25 protein-coding genes and 1 pseudogene are annotated in these 25212 nt (G+C 58.6%); 18 read left to right on the forward strand and 8 right to left on the reverse strand.

All coding sequences use genetic code 11. The features are described 5' to 3' along the window. Positions 1-6 precede the first annotated feature (6 nt). Genes ACR0DB_RS21050 through ACR0DB_RS21060 form a run of 3 tightly spaced genes read left to right on the forward strand, consistent with a single transcriptional unit; the run spans position 7 to position 3773 of the window. On the forward strand, positions 7-1092 hold the full coding sequence (locus ACR0DB_RS21050) for a microcin C ABC transporter permease YejB (protein WP_170774684.1): 1086 nt from the start codon (positions 7-9) through the stop codon (positions 1090-1092). After that, positions 1093-2199 carry an ABC transporter permease gene (locus tag ACR0DB_RS21055; RefSeq protein WP_170783025.1) on the forward strand — a complete coding sequence of 369 codons (1107 nt, stop codon included), beginning with the start codon at positions 1093-1095 and terminating at the stop codon, positions 2197-2199. It begins immediately after the preceding gene. Then, a complete protein-coding gene (locus tag ACR0DB_RS21060) occupies positions 2196-3773 on the forward strand; it encodes an ABC transporter ATP-binding protein (protein ID WP_170783024.1) in 1578 nt (525 codons plus the stop codon). Before ACR0DB_RS21055 ends, ACR0DB_RS21060 begins: the two co-directional genes overlap by 4 nt. A 19-nt stretch (positions 3774-3792) precedes the next feature. On the opposite strand, the gene ACR0DB_RS21065 is transcribed toward ACR0DB_RS21060, so the two are convergent. Together ACR0DB_RS21065 and hemN are read right to left on the reverse strand one after the other, a co-directional pair. After that, complete coding sequence (locus tag ACR0DB_RS21065) at positions 3793-5721, reverse strand: elongation factor G (protein ID WP_170774678.1); 1929 nt, start codon at positions 5719-5721, stop codon at positions 3793-3795. Between the two features lie 205 nt (positions 5722-5926). Further along, positions 5927-7282 (reverse strand): oxygen-independent coproporphyrinogen III oxidase, encoded by a 1356-nt coding sequence (hemN, locus tag ACR0DB_RS21070; protein WP_480552799.1) that lies wholly within the window; start codon positions 7280-7282, stop codon positions 5927-5929. A 61-nt stretch (positions 7283-7343) separates the two neighbouring features. Here hemN and fnrL point away from each other — a divergent pair, with 61 nt between their 5' ends. Continuing rightward, positions 7344-8087, forward strand: coding sequence for a transcriptional regulator FnrL (fnrL, locus tag ACR0DB_RS21075; protein ID WP_170774674.1), 744 nt, complete (start codon positions 7344-7346; stop codon positions 8085-8087). Between the two features lie 6 nt (positions 8088-8093). Here the strand turns inward: fnrL and ACR0DB_RS21080 are convergent, their stop codons facing one another. Then, positions 8094-8933 (reverse strand): universal stress protein, encoded by an 840-nt coding sequence (locus ACR0DB_RS21080; RefSeq protein WP_480552801.1) that lies wholly within the window; start codon positions 8931-8933, stop codon positions 8094-8096. A 195-nt stretch (positions 8934-9128) separates the two neighbouring features. Between ACR0DB_RS21080 and ccoN the strand changes: the two genes are divergently transcribed. From ccoN to ccoP, 4 genes are read left to right on the forward strand one after another with little or no spacing between them, the layout of a single operon-like run. Further along, positions 9129-10736 (forward strand): cytochrome-c oxidase, cbb3-type subunit I, encoded by a 1608-nt coding sequence (gene ccoN, locus ACR0DB_RS21085; RefSeq protein WP_170774670.1) that lies wholly within the window; start codon positions 9129-9131, stop codon positions 10734-10736. Positions 10737-10750: 14 nt separating this feature from the next. Continuing rightward, a complete protein-coding gene (gene ccoO, locus ACR0DB_RS21090; RefSeq protein ID WP_170774668.1) occupies positions 10751-11479 on the forward strand; it encodes a cytochrome-c oxidase, cbb3-type subunit II in 729 nt (242 codons plus the stop codon). Between the two features lie 10 nt (positions 11480-11489). Further along, positions 11490-11675: a cbb3-type cytochrome c oxidase subunit 3 gene (locus ACR0DB_RS21095; protein WP_170774667.1), complete on the forward strand. Its 186-nt coding sequence runs from the start codon at positions 11490-11492 to the stop codon at positions 11673-11675. Beyond that, positions 11672-12535: a cytochrome-c oxidase, cbb3-type subunit III gene (gene ccoP, locus ACR0DB_RS21100; protein ID WP_170774665.1), complete on the forward strand. Its 864-nt coding sequence runs from the start codon at positions 11672-11674 to the stop codon at positions 12533-12535. Before ACR0DB_RS21095 ends, ccoP begins: the two co-directional genes overlap by 4 nt. 145 nt (positions 12536-12680) lie before the next feature. Here the strand turns inward: ccoP and ACR0DB_RS21105 are convergent, their stop codons facing one another. Continuing rightward, positions 12681-12839, reverse strand: a complete 159-nt coding sequence (locus ACR0DB_RS21105) for a hypothetical protein (RefSeq protein ID WP_170791117.1) — start codon at positions 12837-12839, stop codon at positions 12681-12683. Positions 12840-12938: 99 nt separating this feature from the next. Between ACR0DB_RS21105 and ACR0DB_RS21110 the strand changes: the two genes are divergently transcribed. From ACR0DB_RS21110 to nusG, 7 genes are all read left to right on the forward strand, one after another. Beyond that, positions 12939-13814 (forward strand): LysR family transcriptional regulator, encoded by an 876-nt coding sequence (locus ACR0DB_RS21110; protein WP_480552803.1) that lies wholly within the window; start codon positions 12939-12941, stop codon positions 13812-13814. Between the two features lie 99 nt (positions 13815-13913). Further along, positions 13914-15341 (forward strand): cytochrome c oxidase accessory protein CcoG, encoded by a 1428-nt coding sequence (gene ccoG, locus ACR0DB_RS21115; protein WP_480552804.1) that lies wholly within the window; start codon positions 13914-13916, stop codon positions 15339-15341. Between the two features lie 2 nt (positions 15342-15343). Then, a complete protein-coding gene (locus ACR0DB_RS21120) occupies positions 15344-15802 on the forward strand; it encodes a FixH family protein (protein ID WP_170774659.1) in 459 nt (152 codons plus the stop codon). Positions 15803-15805: 3 nt separating this feature from the next. Then, a complete protein-coding gene (locus ACR0DB_RS21125) occupies positions 15806-17983 on the forward strand; it encodes a heavy metal translocating P-type ATPase (protein ID WP_480552819.1) in 2178 nt (725 codons plus the stop codon). 4 nt (positions 17984-17987) lie between these two features. Continuing rightward, positions 17988-18146 (forward strand): cbb3-type cytochrome oxidase assembly protein CcoS, encoded by a 159-nt coding sequence (ccoS, locus tag ACR0DB_RS21130; protein ID WP_170355309.1) that lies wholly within the window; start codon positions 17988-17990, stop codon positions 18144-18146. 68 nt (positions 18147-18214) lie between these two features. Continuing rightward, positions 18215-18412, forward strand: a complete 198-nt coding sequence (secE, locus tag ACR0DB_RS21135) for a preprotein translocase subunit SecE (RefSeq protein ID WP_058272489.1) — start codon at positions 18215-18217, stop codon at positions 18410-18412. A 191-nt stretch (positions 18413-18603) separates the two neighbouring features. After that, positions 18604-19137: a transcription termination/antitermination protein NusG gene (gene nusG, locus ACR0DB_RS21140; RefSeq protein ID WP_170774657.1), complete on the forward strand. Its 534-nt coding sequence runs from the start codon at positions 18604-18606 to the stop codon at positions 19135-19137. 95 nt (positions 19138-19232) lie between these two features. Here the strand turns inward: nusG and ACR0DB_RS21145 are convergent, their stop codons facing one another. Continuing rightward, complete coding sequence (locus tag ACR0DB_RS21145; protein WP_480552805.1) at positions 19233-20468, reverse strand: peptidoglycan-binding domain-containing protein; 1236 nt, start codon at positions 20466-20468, stop codon at positions 19233-19235. Between the two features lie 132 nt (positions 20469-20600). Here ACR0DB_RS21145 and ACR0DB_RS21150 point away from each other — a divergent pair. Further along, positions 20601-20849 (forward strand): annotated as a pseudogene (locus ACR0DB_RS21150) (transcription termination/antitermination protein NusG); the annotation flags it as partial. Between the two features lie 86 nt (positions 20850-20935). On the opposite strand, the gene ACR0DB_RS21155 reads toward ACR0DB_RS21150, so the two are convergent. Both ACR0DB_RS21155 and ACR0DB_RS21160 read right to left on the reverse strand, forming a co-directional pair. Next, entirely contained in the window at positions 20936-21700 is a 765-nt protein-coding gene (locus ACR0DB_RS21155; protein ID WP_480552806.1) for a hypothetical protein, read from the reverse strand. Further along, on the reverse strand, positions 21697-22518 hold the full coding sequence (locus ACR0DB_RS21160) for a hypothetical protein (RefSeq protein WP_480552807.1): 822 nt from the start codon (positions 22516-22518) through the stop codon (positions 21697-21699). Before ACR0DB_RS21160 ends, ACR0DB_RS21155 begins: the two co-directional genes overlap by 4 nt. A gap of 348 nt (positions 22519-22866) precedes the next feature. Here ACR0DB_RS21160 and rplK point away from each other — a divergent pair, with 348 nt between their 5' ends. Beyond that, positions 22867-23316, forward strand: a complete 450-nt coding sequence (rplK, locus tag ACR0DB_RS21165) for a 50S ribosomal protein L11 (RefSeq protein WP_170774649.1) — start codon at positions 22867-22869, stop codon at positions 23314-23316. A gap of 1 nt (position 23317) precedes the next feature. Continuing rightward, complete coding sequence (gene rplA / locus ACR0DB_RS21170) at positions 23318-24016, forward strand: 50S ribosomal protein L1 (RefSeq protein WP_170774647.1); 699 nt, start codon at positions 23318-23320, stop codon at positions 24014-24016. Positions 24017-24077: 61 nt separating this feature from the next. On the opposite strand, the gene ACR0DB_RS21175 is transcribed toward rplA, so the two are convergent. Then, positions 24078-25103, reverse strand: coding sequence for a Hint domain-containing protein (locus tag ACR0DB_RS21175; RefSeq protein ID WP_480552809.1), 1026 nt, complete (start codon positions 25101-25103; stop codon positions 24078-24080). Positions 25104-25212 lie beyond the last annotated feature (109 nt).

Here is a 25212-nt window from a genome sequence, read left to right on the forward strand (position 1 = left end):
GCCCTCATGGGAGCATATATTCTAAGACGTCTGTTGCTGGTCATCCCTACTTTGCTTGGGATTATGATCGTCAACTTTACGCTGGTTCAGTTCGTTCCGGGCGGCCCGATTGAACAGATTATCGCCCAGATGGAAGGTGGGGGTGATGTGTTCGAAGGCATTGCCGGCGGCGGCAGCGATATCGAGCAGCAAACCGGCGGCGCGAATGACCGCTATATCGGTGCGCGTGGGCTGCCGCCCGAGTTCATCGAAGAGTTGGAAAAAGAATTCGGGTTCGACAAACCTCCGGTCGAGCGGTTTCTGGACATGATGGGCAACTATCTGACGCTGGATTTCGGCGAGAGCTATTTCCGGTCGATCAGCGTGATTGATCTGGTGCTGGAGAAAATGCCAGTGTCGATCTCGTTGGGGCTGTGGTCAACGTTGATTGCTTATCTGGTGTCGATCCCGTTGGGAATTCGCAAGGCGATGAAGGATGGTTCGACCTTTGATACCTGGACCAGCGGGGCAATCATCGTGGCCTATGCCATCCCCGGTTTCCTGTTTGCGATCTTGTTGCTGGTGCTGTTCGCCGGCGGCTCCTACTGGCAGATTTTCCCGCTGCGGGGGCTGACCTCGGACAATTGGGATGACCTCAGCGCTGTGGGCAAGGTATTGGACTATTTCTGGCATATTGCTTTGCCGATCATTGCGCTGACAATCTCGGCCTTTGCGACGCTGACCTTGCTGACCAAGAACTCGTTTCTAGATGAGATCAAAAAACAATATGTGATGACCGCTCGCGCCAAGGGCCTGAACGAGCGCAGGGTGCTTTATGGTCACGTGTTCCGTAACGCGATGCTGATCGTGATCGCGGGTTTCCCGGCTGTGTTCATTGGCGTGTTCTTTGGTGGATCAATCATTATCGAGACGATCTTCTCGCTGGACGGCCTGGGCCGCTTGGGATTCGAGGCCGCAGTGGCGCGCGACTATCCGGTGATCTTTGGCACTCTGTTCATCTTTGGTCTGATGGGGCTGGTTGTCGGCATCATCAGCGACCTGATGTATGTGTTGGTCGACCCGCGCATCGATTTCGAAAAGCGGGAGGGGTAAATGGCACTGTCCCCACTCAACCAGCGCCGCTGGCGCAATTTCCGCCGCAATGGCCGGGCCTTCTGGTCGCTGATCATCTTCTCGGTGCTGTTCGGCCTGTCGTTGTTTGCCGAATTCATTGCCAATGACAAACCCATTCTGGTGAACTACCGGGGTGAGTATTTCACGCCGATCTTCAACTTCTATCCAGAAACGGCCTTTGGCGGCGACTTCCAGACCGAGGCGATCTATCGCGACCCCGAGGTTCAGTGTCTGATCGACAGCGGCGGGATCGAAGATTGCTTTGACGATCCCGAAGGCATCATTGAACAAATTCAGGCCGGAACATACGAGGCCGAAGGGTTCGAGCGTGGCTGGGCTATCTGGCCGCTGATCCCCTATTCCTTCAACACCAGCGTGGATCGCCCCGGCGCGGCTCCGCTGCCGCCCAACGGGCAGAACCTGCTGGGCACGGATGACACCAAGCGCGATGTGCTGGCACGGGTGATTTACGGGTTCCGCCTGTCGATCCTGTTCACACTGATGGTCACCGGCGCGGCCAGCATCATAGGCATTTTTGCAGGGGCCATTCAGGGCTTCTTTGGTGGCTGGCTCGACCTGATTTTCCAGCGCGTGATCGAGATCTGGTCGGCCACGCCCTCGCTTTACGTGATCATCATCATGTTCGCCATTCTGGGCCGAAGTTTCTGGCTACTGGTGGCGCTGATGATTCTGTTTAGTTGGACCGGCCTTGTCGGCGTGGTCCGGGCCGAATTCCTGCGGGCGCGCAACCTTGAATATGTGCGGGCGGCGCGGGCGCTGGGTGTGGGCAACATGACCATCATGTTCCGCCATATGCTGCCCAACGCGATGGTAGCCACGCTGACCTTCATGCCCTTCATCGTCACAGGTACGATTGCCGGGTTGGCCTCGCTGGACTTTCTAGGGTTTGGCCTGCCGTCCTCGGCTCCGTCGCTGGGTGAGCTGACTTTGCAAGCGAAACAGAACCTGCAAGCGCCGTGGCTGGCTTTCACCGCGTTTTTCACCTTTGCCATCATGCTGTCGCTGCTGGTCTTCATCTTTGAAGGCGTGCGGGATGCGTTTGATCCCAGAAAGACCTTCTCATGAGCCTTTTGGATGTGAAAAACCTCAAGGTCTCGTTCAAGCAGGACGGGCAGGTCTCTGATGCGGTCAAAGGCGTGTCGTTCACCGTGGATCGCGGGGAAACGGTTGCACTGGTGGGCGAATCCGGCTCGGGGAAGTCGGTGACCGCGCTCAGCACCGTGTCGCTGTTGGGCGACAGCGCGATTGTCGAAGGCTCGGTCACCTATGACGGGGATGAGATGATCGGCGCCGCGCCAGCCAAGCTGATGGATGTGCGCGGCAACGATATCAGCTTTATCTTCCAAGAGCCGATGACCTCGCTGAACCCGTTGCACACGATCCAGAAACAGATGGCGGAATCGCTTGCGCTGCATCAGGGCGTCACAGGGGACGCCGCGCGCGAACGGATTGTCGAGCTGCTGACCAAGGTTGGCATCCGCGACCCGCGCGAGCGTTTGGACAGCTACCCGCATCAACTGTCCGGCGGACAACGTCAGCGGGTCATGATCGCCATGGCGCTGGCCAACAAACCCGACATCCTGATCGCGGATGAGCCCACAACAGCGCTAGATGTGACCATTCAGGCGCAAATCCTGGAACTGCTGGCCGAATTGCAGAAATCCGAGAATATGGGGATGCTGTTCATCACCCATGACCTTGGTATCGTGCGCCGCATCGCTGACCGGGTTTGCGTGATGAAGGATGGCGAGATCGTGGAATCCGGCGTGACATCCGAGATCTTCGATAACCCGCAGCATCCCTATACGCGCAAATTGCTGGCCGCCGAACCTTCGGGTCATCCCGATCCTGTGGCGACTGACGCCGAAGAGGTCGCGCGCACTGATCACCTGAAGGTTTGGTTCCCGATTCAGCGCGGCTTGCTGAAACGAACGGTGGGTCACGTGAAGGCTGTGAACGACGCCACGCTCAGCGTGCGCGCGGGTGAGACGCTGGGCATCGTGGGCGAAAGCGGCTCGGGCAAGACGACATTGGCACTGGCGATCATGCGGCTGATCGCGTCCGAGGGTGGGATCACCTTCCGCGATCAGGACGTGCGCCGCTGGTCCACGCGCGAGTTGCGACGGCTGCGCAAAGATATGCAGATCGTGTTTCAGGATCCGTTCGGCAGCCTAAGCCCGCGTATGACCTGCATGCAGATCATTGCCGAGGGGTTGGCGATCCACAACGTCGACCCGCACCGCGCGCCCCGTGATCTGGTGGCCGAAGTGATGACCGAGGTGGGTCTCGACCCTGCCGCGATGGACCGTTATCCGCATGAGTTTTCGGGCGGGCAACGTCAGCGCATTGCCATTGCCCGCGCGATGATCCTGCGGCCCAAGCTGCTGGTTCTGGATGAACCGACCAGCGCGCTGGACATGACAGTGCAGGTGCAGATCGTCGATCTGCTGCGCGATCTACAGCGCAAATACGGGCTGGCCTATCTGTTCATCAGCCACGACCTAAAGGTTGTGCGCGCCATGTCGCATAACGTGATCGTCATGCGCAACGGCGACGTGGTCGAGATGGGCGCGGCTGAAGACCTGTTTGAGAATGCTCAGACAGAGTATACCCGCGAACTGATTGCGGCAGCGGGCTGAAAACAGCCCGCGCCATGTGTCAGGCGTTGGCTGTTTCCCTGACCGCTGCTTTTGGAACCGGGCCGCGTAATTCTTCATAGTGATCAAAGCTCAGCTTGACCCATCCTGTGCCACGCGTGGCGCTGGCAAGGCTCCGGTGCAACTCGTCCTGCGCCACTGCGGGAAGCTGGGCGTTGAAAATCTCCCAGCCCGAAGCGTTGGGATTGCCCTCGAACCCAAGAACCTGCCCCTGTAGCGAGCTGATTGTGGGCACCAGGTCGCCGACGAAATCCGATGGCAGGTGTATCTCGGCGTTCAGGATGGGTTGCAGCACTACGGGTTTAGCCTGTGGCAGCGCCTCACGCACTGCGTTCTTGCCCGCTGTACGAAACGCATAGTCAGAACTGTCCACATTATGGTGTTTACCGTCGTTGAGCGTGACTTTGACATCGACAACAGGGAAGCCCTCGGGCCCCTGCACCAGCGCGTCTTTCGCACCATGCTCGACCGAGGGGATGTAGTTGCGCGGAACCGCGCCGCCTTTGACCACCTCTTCAAACTGGAACCCCGCGCCACGCGGCATCGGCGCGATTGAGATCACTACATCGGCAAACTGCCCCGCCCCGCCGGATTGCTTACGGTGGCGGTGGCGATGTTCGACGGGCGCACGGATAGTCTCGCGATAGGCGGTCTCGACTGGGTCGGCCTCAATCTCGATACCGAAATCCTCGGCCAGCTTCGCCGTCACGCGGCGCATGTGTTGTGGACCTTGCGAGCCCAGCACCGAATGTCCGCTCAGCTCGTCCTGATCCAGATGCAGTCCGGGGTCGATCTCGACCAACCGCGCCAATGCGTTGGACAGGCGTACATCGTCCCGCTCATGCGATGGTGAGACGACCTGACGATGCGCGGCCGGATGGGACCAGGCCCATTCCGGCAGGGCGGTTGCGCCCTTGCTGTCATAGATATTACCGGGATTCAGATGGTCGGATTTCACCGCCAATCCGATTTGTCCAGCCTCCAGCGTGGCGATCTGGGTTTTGGCATCCAGCGTCGTCAGGTTGCCGACGGTTTCGCCGCCCAACGCTTCGTGAGCCTTGACGCCGTCACCAAGCCCGCGCAGCACGATGATCTTGCCGATATGCTTTTTCACATCAGCAAACCCGGCAATGGCGCGTGCGTTTTCGGCAGCCTCGTCCCGGTCGGCGGCGATGTTGAACTCGGGCGCTTCGTGCCGCAGGGCCTTCATCAGCCGGGTCAGGCCGTTGCCGTGGCTGGCGGCCCCCAAACAGGCGGGGATCAGTTGGTGGTTTTGCAAAACCTGTGCCGCCAGATCGTAAACCTCGCCACTGGGGGGCTGTTTGTCCTCGATCAGTTGCTCCAGCAAATGATCGTCAAAGTCCGACAGCGTTTCCAACAGTTCGGTCCGCGCCTCTTGTTCACGATCTTCAACGGATTGCGGCAGCTCGATCAGGGCCGAGGGTTGGCCTTCCTGATACTTCCACGCCCGCTCCGAGATCAGATCGACCGCACCGACAATCGTGTCGCCTTCGCGGATGGGTACCTGTCGCAAGGCGATGTGGTGTGTACAATAGGTCTGCAGTGCCGAGATGATATCGCGGATGCGGCCATTGGGGCTGTCCATGCGGTTGATGAACAGAAAACAAGGAATGCCTGCCTCTTCGACAAGGCGCAGATAGGGCGCACACAGGACGGCTGCATCCGGGTCGGGTGGGACGACCACCACTGCTGCGTCCGAAATGGCCATGGCGGGGCCGACATAGCCCAGATTGTCGCCGCCTCCGTCGACGTCGATGGCGCACCATGGCTCGTCCAAGTAAGAAAAACCGTGCACATGCACGGTTCCGGATACGTCGAATGTGGTGGGCCGCCCGTCGAGGCGGCTGATGGCCTCGACCAGAGTGGTTTTGCCCGATTGGCTGGGGCCGAGGACGGTGAAAACGCGCATGAGTGCTGTCCCTCTTTAAGGTTGCAGAAATACCTGCACGAAAAGGGCTGTCCGGCGCGGATGCGTCGGCAAGAACTGTCTGCAAATTCACCTGCCTCAGGGTGCGATACGCACACCCCAAGTGTGGAGAAAACCAGAGGCCTGCGTCAAGCCCCTGTGCGGGAATGCATGGGTAGGCCCGCGTGGGGACCCACCGGGAAAGGGGTTAGATTGCCGAACTATGCCCGGCCTTGCTGAGGTCATAGGCATCAAAGCTGCGGGCAATCATTCGGGTCAGAGGGCGCGCTTCGGGCGGGATGAACAGCCCGTCTTCGGTAATGCTGAGCAAATTGTCGAAGGCGGCATTGGCCGACTGATACATCTGGTTCAGCTCACTAACCGAGATGTCGTGGTCGCGCAGAATCTCCGCCGAATTGATCTTGAAATCGCACATCAGCGCTTCGATCAGGCGTGATCTCAGAATGTCCTGCCCCTTGAACAGGTGCCCGCGCGAGGTCGAGAACCGCCCTTCGCGGATCGCCTTGGTATGCGCCGACGTTGCCGGAGCGTTCTGGGCATAGCCCTGTGGAAAACGCGAGATCGAGCTGGCGCCGACACCGATCAGAACCTCGGCCTGATCATCGGTATAGCCCTGGAAGTTCCGCTTCAGCTTCCCGGTCTTCAGGGCACGGGTCAGGCCGTCTTCCTGAGTGGCAAAGTGATCGATGCCGATTTCGGCGTAATTGTCCCACATGAACAGGCGGCGGGCGGTGTCGAACAGGTCCAGACGCTGTTCAGGCGTAGGCAGCGCGTCGGACGGGATCATCTGCTGCCGCTTGGCCATCCACGGCACATGGGCGTAGCCATACAGCGCAACCCGGTCGGGGTTGAGCGACAGCAGCTTCTGTACGCTTTCCGTCATCCGCGTTTTGGTCTGATGCGGCAGACCATAGAGGATATCGGCGTTCAGACTATGGATGCCCCGTTCGCGGATCATTTCGGCCGCTTTGCGTGTTGTGTCATAGTTTTGGATGCGACCGATGGTCTTTTGGATTTCATCATCGAAGTCCTGAACCCCAATCGACGCACGGTTCATGCCCGTCTCTGCCAGGGCATCCAGTCGGGCCTCGTCAATCTCGTTCGGGTCGATCTCGACCGAGAACTCGGCATTAGGGCCAAGTGGGACCACGTCGAGAATGTGGGCGGCCAGATCGCGCATCAGGTCGGGGTTCAGCAAGGTGGGCGTGCCGCCACCCCAATGCAGGCGCGACAGGGTCACGCCCTCGGGCAGGCGCGCGGCCAGCAGGTCTAGCTCGGCCTTGAGGACATCCACGTAGGCAATGACCGGATTGTCGGTCTGGGTGCCTTGCGTCCGGCAGGCGCAGAACCAGCACAGCCTGCGGCAGAATGGAACATGGATATACAGCGAGATCGAACTTCCGGGTTTGATGTCGGAAATCCAGTCGCCATAAAGGCTTGACCCCACGTCATTGCTGAAGTGCGGGGCGGTGGGATAGCTTGTATAACGCGGGACTTTCGCGTCAAATAGTCCAAGCTGTGCCAGTTGTGGTTTAACTATCATGACGGTACCGTTAGTGGACGCCACGAACGGATGCTTTGATAGAGATCAAGTGGAAGCGCGCATGACACCCACATTCAAGATCGACCATACGAACTGTGCAGACTGCCCGATCCGCCACCGGGCCGTGTGTGCGCATTGTGACGCGGATGAGCTGGAAGAGCTTGAAGGCATTAAATATTATCGCAGTTTCGAAGCCGGGCAGACGATCATATGGTCGGGTGATCAGATGAACTTTGTAGGCTCGGTCGTGTCTGGAATTGCGTCTCTGACGCAAACAATGGAAGACGGTCGTACTCAGATGGTCGGTCTTTTGTTGCCTAGCGACTTCGTCGGCCGTCCGGGGCGCGATTCGGCCCCGTATGACGTTCAGGCGACCACAGATCTGGTTATGTGCTGCTTTCGAAAGAAGCCCTTCGAAGAGTTGATGAACACGACTCCGCATATCGCGCACAGGTTGTTGCAGATGACTCTGGACGAGTTGGACGCCGCCCGTGAATGGATGCTGGTTCTCGGTCGTAAGACCGCCCGCGAAAAGATTGCGAGCCTATTGTCCATCATCGCCCGCAGGGATGCCTCGGTCGGTCAAAGAGGTAGCGATGGCCCCATCGTATTCGATCTGCCCCTCACGCGTGAGGCGATGTCGGACTATCTCGGCCTGACTCTGGAAACGGTCAGCCGCCAGATTTCGGCGCTTAAGAAGGATGAGGTTATCCTGCTGGAAGGCAAGCGCCACGTGACGATTCCCGATATGGGACGCCTGATGGAAGAGGCCGGGGACGATTCGGATGGCGGCTTCCTAGTGTAACCGGCGCTAATGCGCCAGAAACACCGGTACTGAAGATTGTTCCAACATGTTTCGCGTCGCACCGCCCAGAATGGCTTCGCGGAACCGCGAATGGCCATAGGCGCCCATTACGATCATGTTGGCTTCGGTGTCCGAAGCGTGACGGTTCAGGATATCCGAAACCCGCGTCATGGTTTTGCTGAGAACGTCAATCTCGCATCGCACCCCGTGACGGGCCAGCATCTGTGATAGCATCCCGCCGGGGTCAGAACGATCCGGCCCATGGCGGGGCGGGTCGATCACCACGATCCTCACCAGATCGGCCTGCTTCAGAAATGGCAGGGCTCGACGGATAGCGCGCATGGCCTCGACGCTTTCGTTCCAGCCGATCAGAATCGTTCCGGGGCGGCTGAAAGGCTGCGCTTTGTCGGGGACGATCAGAACCGGGGCGTGACCTTCGAACATCGCAGCCTCGACAATTGGTTCTGCTTCGGCGCCGCGGTCCTCGCCATAGGGCTGTGGCAGAATCACCAGATCGGAAAACCGGGCGCGATGCGCCACGTGGCGCCCAAGATCGGCGATCTGGGCCACACCGTTTTCGGCAGACCAGCGCGTGCCGGATTTGGATAGGAAGGCCTTTGCATAATCCAGCACTTCCTCGGCCTCGGCATTGGCCCGGCTCAGCGTTTCTTGCAGGATCAGCGCATTGGCTCCTGCATAGTAGTAACCCGTCTGGCTGCGATCCACGCCAAGGCATAATGCCTCGACATGTGCGTCCTGCGCTTCGGCCAGCGCTACCATCTGCCCCAGTGCCGCATCTGAGGGTTTGGTTTCTGTCATCACGGTGAGAAGTGATTTGTAAGCCATCTTGACCTCTTGCCTACGGGGCGGGGCAAACTGAGACGTTCCAGCCCATTCGTTTCTGAAGCATAGTCACAATATCTGCCGACTCGTCTTGACACAGATCAAAGCAGTTAGAACCGCTGTGGTAGAAAACAGCAGCCAGTCAAAAGGGTCTCGCGACACAAAAGAATCGCGCGGGGCATGGCAAAGGGACGCAATATGTCAAATTATATCAAGCTGATCGTGCTTGGTGTGATTGCGGTATTCGCCGCGATCGCAACCAATTACGCACGCGATTTGGCGTATCAGGTGCACGCAATTCTGGTGATGTTGATCGCCGGTGGTTTGTTCATCTGGACGCTTAGAAACACGGATGAGCCAGAAACGTTCGTTGATCGCTCGGGTGAATACATGGATGGCGTGATCCGCTATGGCGTGATCGCAACCGCCTTTTGGGGGGTAATCGGGTTCCTGGCGGGGACCTTTATTGCGTTCCAGCTGGCCTTTCCTGCGCTCAACTTCGAATGGGCACAGGGCTATCTGAACTTTGGCCGTTTGCGTCCGCTGCACACCTCGGCGGTGATTTTTGCTTTTGGCGGCAACGCGCTGCTGGCGACCTCGTTCTATGTGGTGCAGCGTACCAGCGCCGCGCGCTTGTGGGGCGGAAACCTGGCGTGGTTCGTGTTCTGGGGCTATCAGCTGTTCATCGTTCTGGCCGCGACCGGCTATGTTCTGGGTGGCACACAGTCCAAGGAATACGCCGAGCCCGAATGGTATGTTGACCTGTGGCTGACCATCGTTTGGGTCGCCTATCTGGCCGTTTACCTGGGCACGATCATCAAGCGGAAAGAGCCTCATATCTACGTCGCCAACTGGTTCTACCTTGCCTTCATCGTCACCGTTGCGATGCTGCATGTGGTCAATAACCTGACCATCCCTGTCAGCATCTGGGGCTCGAAATCGGTCATCGTCTGGTCGGGCGTACAAGATGCCATGATCCAGTGGTGGTACGGCCACAACGCCGTGGGCTTTTTCCTGACTGCAGGTTTCCTGGGCATGATGTATTACTTCATCCCGAAACAGGCCGAGCGTCCGGTCTTTTCATACAAGCTGTCGATCATCCACTTCTGGGCGCTGATCTTCCTGTATATCTGGGCTGGTCCGCACCACCTGCACTATACCGCGTTGCCTGACTGGGCCTCGACGCTGGGCATGGTGTTCTCGGTCGTGCTGTGGATGCCTTCGTGGGGTGGTATGATCAACGGTCTGATGACCCTTTCGGGCGCATGGGACAAGCTGCGTACGGACCCTGTGATCCGCATGATGGTCATCTCGGTCGGTTTCTACGGCATGTCCACCTTTGAAGGCCCGATGATGTCGATCCGTGCCGTGAATTCGCTGTCTCACTACACCGACTGGACCATCGGCCACGTGCACTCTGGCGCGTTGGGCTGGAACGGTATGATCACCTTTGGTGCGCTCTACTATCTGGTGCCTGTCCTGTGGAAGCGTGAGCGTCTGTACTCGCTGCAGATGGTCAGCTGGCACTTCTGGCTCGCCACGATCGGCATCGTGCTCTACGCCGCGTCGATGTGGGTCACCGGTATTATGGAAGGCCTGATGTGGCGCGAAGTGGATGCCAACGGCTTCCTGGTGAACTCGTTCGCTGACACCGTGGCAGCCAAGTTTCCGATGTATGTGGTGCGTGCGCTGGGTGGCGTGATGTTCGTCGCTGGTGCCGTAATCATGTGCTACAACCTGTGGATGACTGTGCGGAAGGCACCGGCCAAAGAGGCCAGCCTGACCGTCGCGGTCCCGGCTGAATAAGGAGGGCCGGAGCAATGGCAATTCTCGACAAACATAAGATCCTCGAGACCAACGCGACCCTCCTGCTGGTGTTCAGCTTTCTGGTCGTGACCATTGGTGGCATCGTTCAAATCGCCCCGCTGTTCTACCTTGAGAACACCATCGAAAAGGTGGAGGGCATGCGCCCTTACACCCCTCTCGAGATGGCGGGCCGTGAGGTTTATCTGCGCGAAGGCTGCTATGTCTGCCACAGCCAGATGATCCGCCCCATGCGAGATGAGGTCGAACGGTACGGTCACTACTCGCTGGCGGCTGAGTCGATGTATGACCACCCGTTCCAGTGGGGCTCCAAGCGGACCGGTCCTGATCTGGCCCGCGTGGGCGGTCGCTATTCGGACCAGTGGCATGTGGACCACCTGCGTGATCCGCAGTCGGTTGTGCCGGAATCGGTTATGCCGAAATACGGCTTCCTCGAGCATCGCAAGCTGGACGGCAAGTATATCGGTGACATCATGAAGGCGAACGCCGTTGTCGGCACGCCTTACACCGAAGAGATGCTGGCCAATGCCGAGGCCGACTTCCGTGCGCAGGCCGATCCGGACAGCGACTATGACGGGCTGCTGGAACGCTATGGCGACAAGGTCAGCGTGCGCAATTTCGACGGTCAGCCAGAGCTGACCGAAGCGGATGCGTTGGTGGCTTATCTTCAGATGCTGGGCACGCTGGTTGATTTCTCGACCTTCACCCCGGACGCAAGCCGTTAAGGAGGGCGTTATGGAAGAATACACACTCCTCAGACAGTTCGCGGATAGCTGGATGCTTTTGCTGCTGTTCTCGGTCTTTGTCGGCATCATCATCTGGGTTTTCCGCCCCGGTGCCAGCAAGGAATACAAGGACACCGCCAACATCCCCTTCCGGCATCAAGATAAACCCGCCGAATCCAAGGAGGCGCGGCCATGAGCAAGACACCTGATAAACAGCCAGGCGATCCGAATACCACGGGTCACAGCTGGGACGGTATCGAAGAATTCGACAATCCGATGCCCCGCTGGTGGCTGTGGACCTTCTACGCCTGTATCTTCTGGGGCGTGATCTACACGATCATGTATCCAGCATGGCCGCTGGTTCAGTCGGCAACCGCAGGCGTCACTGGCTGGTCCTCGCGCGGGGAAGTGCAGCAGGATATTGTATCCTTCGAAGAAGCCAACGCGCCCTGGAACGCACGTCTGGTGGAAACCCCGCTGGAAGAGATTTCGGCGGATGCCGAGTTGCAGCAATACGCTGTGAACTCAGGCGGTGCCGTGTTCCGCACCTGGTGTGCGCAATGCCACGGCTCGGGAGCGCAGGGTGCTCCGGGTTTCCCGAACCTGCTGGATGACGCATGGCTGTGGGGCGGTTCACTTGAGGATATCGAGTTCACAATCGCCCATGGCATCCGGAACGAAGAAAGCGACGATGCGCGCTATTCCGAGATGCCGGCCTTTGGTGAACTGCTTGAGAAAGAAGAGATTGCTCAGGTGGTTCAATACGTGATGTCGCTGACGAATGCCCAAAGCGATGATGCGGCGGCGCAGGCTGGCAAGGTTGTGTTCGAAGACAATTGCGCGGCTTGCCATGGCGAAGACGGCACTGGCGATGTCTTTCAAGGTGCGCCGAACCTGACCGACGCGATCTGGCTCTATGGCGGCAGCCAAGAAGCGCTGACCGAGACGGTGACTTACAGCCGGTTTGGCGTGATGCCCGCTTGGGAAAACCGCCTGACCGATGCGCAGATCCGCGCTGTCACGGCTTACGTCCACCAGTTGGGCGGCGGCCAGTAAAGCCAAAAGAATACCTTCGGACGGTTCGCCGCCCGAAGGTTGCAGCACCGGCTGTTCCATCTGTTCGCGCGTTTCCAGAACAGCCGGTGCTATTTCCCTACCGTAGAGTTCCGCCCATGACGGGTCCAGAACTTGGGTAAAGCGATCACAGATCGTTCAGATCGACATCGCGGAGCGGTTCTTTCCACCAATGACTGTCCGGCAACCACTCCTTCCTGGACTGGTTTGGCTTGGGCGCATCCCGGATGACCGGGGCATCGACGCGGGTTGCGGTCAGAAAAGTTCGTGCAAAAACGGTGAACATTGTCAGCCTCCTATACGCTGCGATCATGGGTTAAAGATTGACCTTTGGGCTTTGAAATGCGACTCAAATGAAACTCTAACATGTAAGTTTGGATTACATATGGATTGGCTATCTCTGCCCCCTTTGGCGGCCCTAAGGGCCTTTTCTGCCTTCGCCGAGCGGCGCAATGTGGTTGCAGCTGGTGCGGCGCTTAATGTCAGTCACGCTGCCATCAGTCAGCAATTACGCGCGCTTGAGAAACATCTGGGCGTGGCCCTGCTGGACCGGACCGGTAAATCCATGACCCTGACACCGGAAGGCGAGGAGCTGGCCCGCGCCCTGCATCTGGGCTTTGGCGCGATTGGCACGGCCATCGCTGATCTGACCAAGGCCCGGCAGGGGCGGCCCGTGCATGTGTCTTTGACCTCATCCTTCGCGGCATCTTGGCTAATGCCGCGCCTGCCTACGTTTCAGGCCAAATACCCGGATATCCATCTTGCGCTAGACCCTTCGCCCAAGCTGGTCAGCCTTACACCCGGTGGGGTGGATGTGGCTATACGCTATGGCGCGGGCGACTGGCCGGGTGTCAGCGCCGAGATGCTGCAACCCAGCCCCATGGTCATCGTCGCCGCACCTTCCCTGCTGGATGGCAAGACCGACTGGACCGCGAAGGAGCTGAGCCAGTTACCTTGGCTTGAGGAATTCGGAACGACCGAGGCAACCACATGGCTGGCCCGGCAAGGTGTTGATCACGGACCGGGCGCCGGGCGCATCGCGCTGCCGGGCAACCTGCTGCTGGATGGGGTGCGCGCGGGGCAGGGCGTGACCGTGACCGCGCGGCATTTTGTCGAAGGCGACATATCATCCGGTCGTATCGTCGAACTGTTTCAGGAACCCGGCGACTTCGGCTATCATATCATTCTGGGCGATGCGCCCCTGCGTCCTGCCGTAAAGACTTTTGTCGCGTGGCTTAGGCGTCAGGCGCGCGACCTGTGACAAAAGGTGTCTGTACGATGCGCTTTTGACCCATGTCAAAGTGCCGGGTGGTGTGATCTGGGACAAGGCGCAGAATAGAAGTGAGTCTGGAGCCAGCCCGTGAGCGATTCCGATCCCGCCCCTAGCCTTTACGCCGCACGAGAGCCGATTTTCCCCCGGCGCGTGTCCGGTCCGTTTCGCAATCTGAAATGGATCATCATGGCGGTGACGCTGGGTATTTACTACATCACTCCGTGGATCAGATGGGACCGTGGCCCCAGCCTGCCGGATCAGGCGGTGCTACTGGATCTGGCCAACCGTCGCTTTTACTTCTTCTGGATCGAGATCTGGCCGCACGAATTTTATTTCGTTGCCGGCCTCTTGATCATGGCTGGGCTGGGCCTGTTCCTGTTCACCTCGGCCTTGGGGCGTGTGTGGTGTGGCTATGCCTGTCCGCAGACGGTGTGGACTGATCTCTATATTCTCGTCGAACGCTGGATCGAAGGCGACCGCAACGCCCGCCTACGTCTGCACCGACAAGAAAAGCTGGATATGCGAAAGGCACGGTTGCGCCTGACGAAATGGACCGCCTGGTTCCTGATCGGTTTGGCAACCGGCGGTGCCTGGGTGTTCTATTTCGCCGACGCGCCCACATTGCTGCGTGATCTGGTGACGGGCAATGCGCACCCCGTGGCCTACACAACCATGCTGATCCTGACCGGCACCACCTTCCTGTTTGGTGGTTTCGCGCGGGAACAGATTTGTATCTATGCCTGCCCCTGGCCGCGTATTCAGGCGGCGATGATGGACGAGGATACTCTGGTCGTTGGCTACCGCGAATGGCGGGGCGAGCCGCGCGGCAAGGGCAAACGCACGGCGGATTCTGAGTTGGGCGATTGCATCGACTGCATGGCCTGCGTGAACGTCTGCCCCGTGGGCATCGACATCCGCGACGGGCAGCAGTTGGAGTGCATTACATGTGCGCTCTGTATCGACGCTTGTGACGACATGATGGCCAAGATCGGCAAGCCTCGTGGTCTGATCGACTACATGGCGCTGAGTGACGAGACCCGCGAACGGGCGGGTGAAACCCCCAAGAATGTCTGGAAACACATTCTGCGGCCCCGCACGATCATGTATACGGCCATGTGGGCGGCGGTTGGTTTTGCGCTGCTCTTTGCGCTGTTCATCCGCTCGGATATCGACCTGACCGTCGCACCTGTGCGCAACCCGACCTTCGTGACCCTCTCAGATGGCACAATCCGCAACACCTATGACGTGCGTCTGCGTAACAAACATGGTGAGGAACGCCCGTTCAAGCTGACCCTGGCAGGCGACCCGGCCTTGCAAATCCAGATCGAGGGCATCGACGGAGACACTGTCAATGTCACCGCAGATACGGCACAATTGACCCGTGTCTACGTGGTGACCGCAGGTGATACCGGCCCTTCTGCTGCGGATGTGACGCCTGTGCGCATCTGGGTCGAGGATCTGGAAAGCGGCGAACGCGCTTATAAGGACACCACGTTTAACGGACGGGGGAACTGAGCATGGCTGAACGTCAATTCACCGGAAAACACGCGCTGGCCGTGTTTGTCGCGGCCTTTGGTGTGATCATCGCCGTCAATCTGGTGCTGGCATACAGCGCGGTGAAAACCTTTCCGGGGCTAGAGGTCAAAAACTCTTACGTCGCGAGCCAAGAGTTCAACGAGCGTTTGCAGGAACAACAAGCCCTTGGATGGTTCATCCGAGCCGAGGTTTCGGGCGGATTGCTGGTTCTGCACATCACCGATCAAACCGGCGCTCCGGTCGAAGTGGCCGAGTTGCAGGCCGTGGTTGGCCGCGCCACCCATGTTAAAGAAGATTTCGCCCCTGATTTCACCTTTGACGGTACTGCCTATGCAACCCCTGCGGCGCTGGGCAAGGGCAACTGGAACATCCGTCTGGTCGCCAAGGACCACAGCGGAGCGGAATTCGCTCAGCGCGTGCCGCTTTATGTGAAAGGGTAGGGGATCGTGGCGCAGCTCAGTTCCGGCACAGCGGCCTGTCCGGGTTGCATTGCGGCCCCGGCAGAACCAGCACGACCTATCCCTCAGGACGTGCAAATCGCTCTGTCGTTGCCGGGCATCCATTGCTCGGCCTGTATCGCGACGGTGGAACGCGCGTTGAACGCCACTCCTGGCGTCGAGGATGCGCGCGTCAACCTGACCCTGAAACGCGCCATGATCAAAGCCGCGCCCGATCTGCGTGCTGCCGATCTGATCCCGGTGCTGGAAAACGCGGGTTTTGAGGCACATGAGCTGGACCCCGGTGCCCTGTCCGCCACACAGGCTGACAAGGCGGGGCGCGACCTGCTGATGCGGCTGGCTGTGGCCGGGTTTGCCTCGATGAACGTAATGCTGCTGTCGGTCTCGGTCTGGTCCGGGGCGTCCGACGCCACACGGGACATGTTCCACTGGATATCGGCGGCGATTACGCTGCCGGCGATCGCGTTCTCCGCGCAGCCCTTCTTTGCGAATGCGTGGTCAGCCTTGCGCGTGCGGCGTCTGAACATGGACGTGCCGATCGTGCTGGCGATCCTGTTGGCGCTGGTCACATCGCTTTGGGAAACCACGCTCAGCGGCGAACATGCCTATTTCGACGCCGCCCTGACGCTGACGTTCTTCCTGCTGGCCGGGCGTTATCTGGATTACCGCACCCGCGCCGCTGCCCGATCTGCGGCCGAGGAGCTGACCGCGCTGGAAGTCCCCCGCGCCATTCGGGTCGTGGATGGCATTGAGGAAGAGGTCGCCGTTGCCACGCTGAGCGTAGGCGACCTGATCTTGATCCGCCCCGGCGGGCGGACACCTGTGGATGGCGAAATTGTCTCGGGCCAGTCCGAACTCGACCGGTCCCTACTGACCGGAGAAACCCTGCCGGTGTTCGCCGAGGCGGGCACGACTGTCAGCGCTGGAGAAGTCAACCTGACCGGCCCTCTGACCATCCGCGCGACGGCGGTGGGTGAGGACACCTCGCTGCACCGCATGGCCGATCTTGTGGCCATCGCGGAATCGGGGCGCTCGCGATACACCTCGCTGGCCGACAAGGCGGCCAAGCTCTATGCGCCCGGTGTGCATATCCTGTCGGCGCTCAGCTTTGCGGGTTGGTATATCTATTCCGGTGACGTGCGCACGGCGCTGAACATCGCCGCCGCCGTTCTGATCATTACCTGCCCCTGCGCGCTGGGCTTGGCTGTGCCAGCAGTGACCACGGCGGCCTCGGGGCGGTTGTTCCGTAAGGGGATGCTGATCAAGCACTCTACCGCGCTGGAACGTCTGGCCGAGGTTGATACGGTTGTTTTCGACAAAACAGGCACGCTGACCTCTGGTATCCCTGAACTGACCAATCTGGGCGACCATTCCCGCGCGGATCTTGAGGTCGCGCTGGCCCTGGCCCAGGCGTCCTCGCACCCGTTGTCGGTTGCTTTGACCAAGGCCGCTCGCGAGGCTGGGATAAAACCCGCCACGCTGAAAGACGTCACCGAGGTTCCGGGCTACGGCACTGAGGGTACCTATCGTGGTCAGCGCGTCCGTCTGGGCCGGGCGGTGTGGACCGGCGCGGAAGAGGGCGACCAGACCGCCGCATGGCTGGCCATCGCCGGGCAAGCGCCGTCGGCATTTCTGTTCTCGGACGCGCTGCGCGTTGGTGCCGCGGATGCGGTCCAAACGCTGCGCGAAGCGGGCAAAGAGGTCATCCTGATCTCGGGCGATACGCAAGGCGCGGTTCAGGCGCTGGCGGGTAAGCTGGGCATTCAGAACTGGATTGCGCAAGCCCTGCCACAGGACAAGGCCACGCATGTCGAGGTGCTGCGCGATCAGGGCCATCATGTGCTGATGGTGGGCGACGGGCTGAATGACACGGCCGCGCTGGCGGCGGCGCATGTGTCGATCTCACCAGCGTCCGCACTGGATGCGGCGCGGGTGGCGTCTGATATCGTGCTGCTGGGCAACGACCTGTCACCTATCGCCGATGCCTGCGATACCGCTGCCAAAGCCACAAAACGGATTCGCGAGAACTTCCGCATCGCCACCGTCTATAATATCATCGCGGTGCCTTTGGCTGTGGTTGGTCTGGCGACGCCGTTGATCGCGGCGCTGGCGATGTCGACCTCATCAATCACTGTGTCTTTGAACGCGTTGCGGGTAAGGTAAAGCGATGGAAGTCTTGGCTTATCTGATACCGATTTCCCTTTTTCTGGGCGGGGTTGGGCTGGTGGCGTTTGTCTATACTGTCCGCTCGAACCAGTATGACGATCCTGAAGGGGATGCCCGTCGCATCCTCAGCGACGAATGGGACGACAAGCCCAAGCCCTGACAGCCCTTGAAATTGCCGCAATGCCCGGTTATGTCCGGCCCATCCGCTAGCAGAGAGAACACCGCCAAATGGCTACTATGAATCCGATCCAGTTCATTCAGCAAGTCCGCGCCGAAGTAGCAAAGGTCGTGTGGCCCACGCGCCGCGAGGTTCTGCTGACCACGGTCATGGTGTTCATCATGGCGGCTCTGACCGCCGTATTCTTTGCGCTGGTCGATCTGGGCATTCGCGGGGGTCTGCAACTGATCCTAGGTGCGTTCGGCTAAACCCGTTCGGGCGGGGTGGAAACACCGCTTACCCCTTGCACAGCACGCGATGTCCTTGTAGGTCACGCGGGACTCTTCGGAATGGGCGTGCGGCGATTCGGACCGCGCGCCGCTTTTTATTCCGGATGACGTAACTGAATTCAAACGACGGGCGCAGTCGCGGCCCAAAGGCAAACAAGGACGACAGGTTCATGGCGAAACGGTGGTACTCGGTCAGCGTTCTTTCGAATTTCGAAAAGAAGATCGCAGAACAGATCCGCACGTCGGTGGCCGAACACGGCCTTGAGGACGATATCGACGAAGTTCTGGTGCCCACCGAAGAGGTGATCGAAGTACGCCGGGGCAAGAAGGTCACAACCGAACGCCGTTTCATGCCCGGTTACGTGCTGGTGCACATGGAAATGTCGGATCAGGGCTACCACCTTGTGAACTCGATCAACCGCGTCACCGGTTTCCTGGGCCCGCAAGGCCGCCCGATGCCGATGCGAGATGCTGAGGTGAACCAGATCCTCAACCGCGTTCAGGAAGGCGAAGAAGCGCCCAAGCTGATGATCTCCTTTGAGGTCGGCGAGAAGGTCAAGGTCAACGACGGCCCGTTCGAGGATTTCGACGGCATGGTCGAAGGCGTGGACGACGAGAACCAGAAGCTGAAGGTTTCGGTCTCGATCTTTGGCCGCGAAACACCGGTCGAGCTGGACTTTACACAGGTGACCAAGCAGGGCTGATTTAAGCCTTCACAGCAATTTCTAACGCCGCGCTGCCATGAGCAACGCGGCGTTTTTCTTTTCAGTGCCACAAAAGTTGGTTTTTAACGCTCCGCTTATTGCGCCTGCACCATGGCCGCACGCAAAAGCTGCGGGCGGTCGGTTTGCGACGGCAGGAACACCGCTTGCGATCCGGCGTCAAGCGCCGACAGGCTTGCGTCATACCATTGCATTGCAAGGTCCTGACGTTCCTGCACCCCAAAGCCTTCGCGCAGGTGGTGGCCGACCAGTTCTCCGTAGGCAGGCTCACCCAAGGCGACCAGCATCAGTGCCGAGCCAACTGCGGTATCCATGTTGTCCTGACGGTAGCCGAGCGACAGACAGACCTTGCTTGTGGCGGACAGATCGGCTGGGCTCAGCCCGGTATCCAGAGCGAATTTGCGCATCTGGCTTTCCGCATCGGCTTTCGAGCTGAGCGAAAGCGCAACCACCTGCGGCGACAGGGTGTCACCAAAGGCGGCACATTGCGTGCTGATCTGATCGGGGGTCAGGCCCTGAATGTCCTGGATCAGTTCTTCACCACGCGCCATGGCATAGCTACGGGCCAGGCAGAACTGCTCGCTCAGGGCGAAATCTGGGTCCGACATATTGGCCAGTGTGGTGTATCCGCCATTGGTCGAGGTTTGCAGCATCACCGCACTGCACCGGTTGGCAAGTGAGGGCCGTGCTGTGCCACCGGCAAAGAGGCTGGGCAAGCTGCCCGTCGATGCGGTTTCGGTTGGGGCTTCTGTGGGTGTGGTCTCGGGCTGGGCAGTCACAACCGGAGTGATAGGGGCCGGAGCCTGAGCCTGGGGCTGCGGGGCAGCCGCCAGCGCTGCACCACTGTGAACCTGCTGACGATAGGCAAACAAAAGTGGCTGACCCGACAGTTGCGTCGCGGCCTGCCCGCCGCTGGTCGCCCAGTAGTAGGCCTGGTTCAGAAAGTCGCTTTGATAGGGGGGGAAGTCATAGCCATTGACCGGATAGCCCATCGATGCCTGATACCGCTCGATCGCGGCGCGGGTACCGCCCCCGACTTGGCCATCGACTCGTCCGGCATTGTAGCCGAAATAGTTCAGGGCAGTCTGTGTTTGAGCCCCCTGTGAGGTGGACGGAATACCCGATCTGTAAGTCCGCGTTGTTGTCGATCGGCTGGATTGCTTCTTTCCTTGCTCTTTACCGATTGCGTAGCCAATGACGCCACCCACGACGGCACCGCCAAGAATTTCGCCCGCATCCGCTCGGGCCACCTGTGGAGCTGTAATGGCAAGCGAGAGCGCGATGCTCAGTGTTGTGATGAATCGAATGATCATAATAAACCTCCGCCAAATACGTATAGTTGCAGTCACTATAGCACAACTGCCCCTCGTGCAGTGTCACAATAGCCAAGACGTGATCGGTGCGCGGGGATTTGCTTTGCTGGCGGAGGTTTTTCCCGAGGCGCGATGCAGAAACAGGGTTATAACCTAGTGAACTCTATCAACCGCGTTCAGGAAGGCGAAGAAGCGCCGAAACTGATGATCAGCTGTGAAGTTGGCGAGAAGGCCAAGGTCAACGACGGCCCATTCGAGGATTTTGATGGCATGGTCGAAGGCGTGGATGACCAGATCCAGAAGCTGAAAGTTTCGGTCTCGATCTTTGGTCGGGAAACACCGGTGGAGCTGGACTTTACGCAGGTTACGAAGCAGGGCTAAACGCTCTGTGCCTGGAAATGGAACGCCCGCGCTGCCCAAAACACTGCGGCGCTTTTTTGGCAAGAAACGGTTGCAACACTCCGAGGTTAGGGCCGACCGGGAATGAGTTCCTGTTGCTGAAGCACCGTCAATACATCCAGAATTGTTGACGGGCTGACATCAACAGACCCGTCAAGCAATATACCAAGTCCACCGTCTCCGATCTCGCGCGGGCCACCGCTTTCGTAGACCGGATCAAGTGAAGCGAGTTCTGCCGGCAATTCCGGGCACAATGGGGTTTCGTTGAGCACAAGATCTACAGCTGCCAGCATCAGTTCTTTTACGGACTCGAGGGTGTCGTCTTCCAAGATTTGTTCGCGCTGCGCTTCCGGCGCCGTGAGTGTGAGATCGATTAGTTTGATGTAGGCGCAATTGTCGCGCAGTTCGACAGTCGCTTCGGTGGACATGTTCGCCAGAATGGAATTCTTTTCTTGGCCGCGTTGAAAATCGCGCTCACTGGTGCGGCTGCACTCAAAGAGTGCAACAGTAACCTCGCCGTCTAAATCAATTGCATCGTCCTTGGCCCCAAAGCTTATGTCATCTAGCCTGACTTGCAGACCGCAATTATCGACTATCGCGTTGTCAGCCAGTCTTTCGGGCACAATTTTCTGTGCGCCCCGTAAGTCGAGTAATGCTCCGACGCCTATCCGTGTAGTGTCAACGGCAGTTAGGGTCAGATTTAGCTTGTAGGGCAAATCCGTATCGCGAACTGGCAATGTCGCGTCGATGATAAAATCCACCTGTTGGGCGTATGGGGCTCGGGCACCTACAACGGCTGCCATCAAGACTGGGATAATTAACCAAAGTCTCATTCAGCAAACTCCAAAACACCAAGGTTCTTTAGACCCGCAAGAACTTTGACTATTGTCTCGGCGCTTACGTCGGCTGATCCAACAACAGCAGCGCCCATTCCCCCGGGTGCAACTTCACGTGTTCCACCAGACTCGTAAATTGGATCAAGAACCGTGAATTCTTCTGGCAGTGGTGGGCAAACCGGGTTGGCTGCCAGAAACTCTCCACCCTTTTCAAGGACCGCTTCGTTGATGCGGTCGGTCAGCCCGAAAAGATTGGTAACAGTTCCGATGAACCCACGCGGGCTGAGGTCCGCGCTTTCGATACTGAATGTAAGGCATTGGCCCTTAACTTCCGCCTTGGCGACAGCAATTGCATCTACCGTGGCCCCAAAATATTGAAAGCCCGGTTCTTCATTCCGTTTGCACCGCGTGAATTGAGCACGAGCCGAACCCTTAACCTTTACGGTTTCACCTATGGCGGTGACGTCTTGGATGTCGAGATAGATCTGACGCTTGCAGGTTTCTTCCAACGGACCGGTCAGTATTTGCGGTGCCTTTTCCTGCAATCCGCGCAAATCCATGAACGCCCGCAATCGCAGCCGAGTTGGGCTGGATTCCTCCAGGCCCGCGTAGACTGTGAAGGGGACCGGAATATCGCGCAGCGGAACTTCCTTGGTCAGCTTGACCTGAAACTGACCCGAATAGGTGCTGGGATCAATTCCTGTCGCAGCGAAAGCAGCATCGGTGTTGGACACGCTGGTTTGGGAAGTTGCGTCGGACGCACCACCCTGATCCTGAGCTTTGCTGCCGCATCCGGGCAACATAGCTAGGAGCACACATATAAGTAGCCCCTTGTTTAGCCGAGATGACGCCATCCCTGATCACTTCTTTTGTAGCCAATTTGCTCCAAGATACCCGCCTTGTTCTCTGACGCAACTTATGTATTCAGATGAATTATTCTGTTTGATTGTTCCCAAAAGCCACTGAGGTCCGGACAATACAAAAAGTCAAACTGGCAATAGCGCGACATCCACTTGCCAACCCCACCATTCCACTATAAATGCCGCCTCTATCGTCTTCGGGCGAGATTCTCTCGTGGGAGGTTGCTGGGATCGCGATCCCGATCGAACCACGCAACATAGTCTGGGTGAAACGCGTTTCACCCGAGTTGAAAGGAAAACCAAATGGCCAAGAAGCTTGCTGGTACAATGAAGCTGCAGGTTCCTGCAGGTCAGGCGAACCCCTCGCCGCCAGTTGGTCCGGCGCTGGGTCAGCGCGGCATCAACATCATGGAATTCTGCAAGGCGTTCAACGCCAAGACCGCAGACATGGAGCAAGGCGCCCCTTGCCCGACCGTGATCACCTATTATCAGGACAAGTCCTTCACCATGGACATCAAGACGCCGCCCGCGTCTTATTACCTGAAAAAAGCCGCTGGCCTGAAGCCGGTTGGCAAGCGTAACCGCCCCCGTGGCGCGGAAAACCCCGGTCGCGAGACCGTGGCAACCGTGACCTCGAAGCAGGTTCGCGAAATCGCCGAAGCCAAAATGAAAGATCTGAATGCCAACGATATCGAAGGCGCAATGCAGATCATCCTGGGCTCGGCCCGCTCCATGGGCATCGAGGTGAAGTAAGATGGCAAAACTTGGTAAACGCACCCGCGCTGCGCGCGAAGCTGTCGCCGGCAAAGAAAACCTGTCGGTCGAAGATGCAGTTGCCCTGGTCAAAGCCAATGCAACCTCGAAATTCGACGAGACCATCGAAATCGCGATGAACCTGGGCGTTGACACTCGTCACGCAGACCAGATGGTTCGTGGCGTTGTTGGTCTGCCCAACGGCACCGGTAAAGCGATGCGCGTTGCTGTGTTCGCGCGTGGTCCCAAGGCGGACGAAGCGAAAGAAGCAGGCGCGGATATCGTTGGCGCAGAAGACCTGATGGAAACGATTCAGGGCGGCACCATCGAATTCGATCGCTGCATTGCCACCCCGGACATGATGCCCATCGTTGGCCGTCTGGGTAAGGTTCTGGGCCCCCGCAACCTGATGCCGAACCCCAAGGTTGGCACCGTGACCATGGACGTGAAAGCGGCCGTGGAAGCAGCCAAAGGCGGTGAAGTTCAGTTCAAGGCGGAAAAAGGCGGCGTTGTGCACGCAGGCGTTGGCAAAGCGTCGTTTGACGAAGCTAAGCTGGCCGAAAACGTCCGTGCTTTCGTCTCGGCTGTGGCCAAGGCCAAGCCGTCGGGTGCAAAAGGCACCTACATGAAAAAGATCGCACTGAGCTCGACCATGGGCCCCGGTGTGACCCTGGATGTGGCGGCTGCGTCGGGCGAATAAGCCCTTCAGTCAATGCAGATTTGAAACCGGGTTGCCGAAATGCAGCCCGGTTTTTTTGTCTTTACAGGTAGGCGCGCAGAACCTCTGCCTCACGGGCGCTGATGGTCGAGGCCGCGGTTTCGCCGAAAGCAGAGACTCCGAATTTCAACACGGGGAATAGGGTTAGAATCTCGGACCGTTGGGCCTCTGACAGGGCGTGTTTGGCGGTGTCGCCAAAGAAATAGCTTTCAGTCAGTGCCCCGTTTGAGCGGACGATATGATGCCGGTCGAACATGAAATGCGTGTAGGTGATACTGTCCATTTCGCAGATTTCAACGCCAGGCAGGCCGCACAGGTGTTTGGCGGCAACGAAGACTTCGGATGAGCCGAACAGCATGTCGGTGACGGGGGCCGAGACCAGTACCCGGTGCTGTGGCGACAAGATAAGCTTGCGGCTGTTTCCAATCGCATCTTTTTCTATCACGACAGGGGCAAAGGCGCCGGTGCCTTGCGCTTCGGTTGTGCCGATCCACAGAATGGGTTGGAACCCGGCGTCGCGGGTCCAGACCATTTGACCTTTTTTCAGCAGGGCTACTTCGATTTCGCCATCGACGGTTTCGATCAACGTGCCGGGGCCAAAGCAAGGGATATAGTCATCATAGGAAGACGACCCGGCGTTGGAACCGGAAATCTTGATGTAGGACGTGCCGGGTGTCAGCGGTTCGGATGTTGCAAAACCCCAAACGTCCGAGGTGATGCCATTTTGCGAAAAGACATAAATCTCGATCTCGGGGCCGGTAGGTACTCCGTTTTCGTCGAGGGCGCGGACAACGATGATGGATTCGGATTCGACCTGGGTACCGTCGGCGACGATACCGCCACCATCCGTGATGACGTGCCCGGCTTCTTGGTCATCGTTGAAGACGTTAGGGCTTCCGCTGGTGTCATCCAGCATGACAGTGGTGCCAAAGCCTCCGGAGTATTCAAAAATCGTTCCGTCGGGGGTGTCCGAGTTGTTGATGATCGGATCGCCTTCAATCGAGCTGTCGGGGCTGGACGTGACGATCAGAGCTTCACTGTCCTGGGCAAAAAAGCTGCGAAGTACCATTGAATACGAACACCTGTAGCTGATGAAGATCCGGATCACGGATCATTTTTTCGAGGCAATCTGGACCAAAATATTGGTGCAGGTCGAGAGGGTAAATATCAAAACCTTT

The sequence above is a fragment of the Ruegeria sp. AB6 genome, from assembly GCF_056542685.1.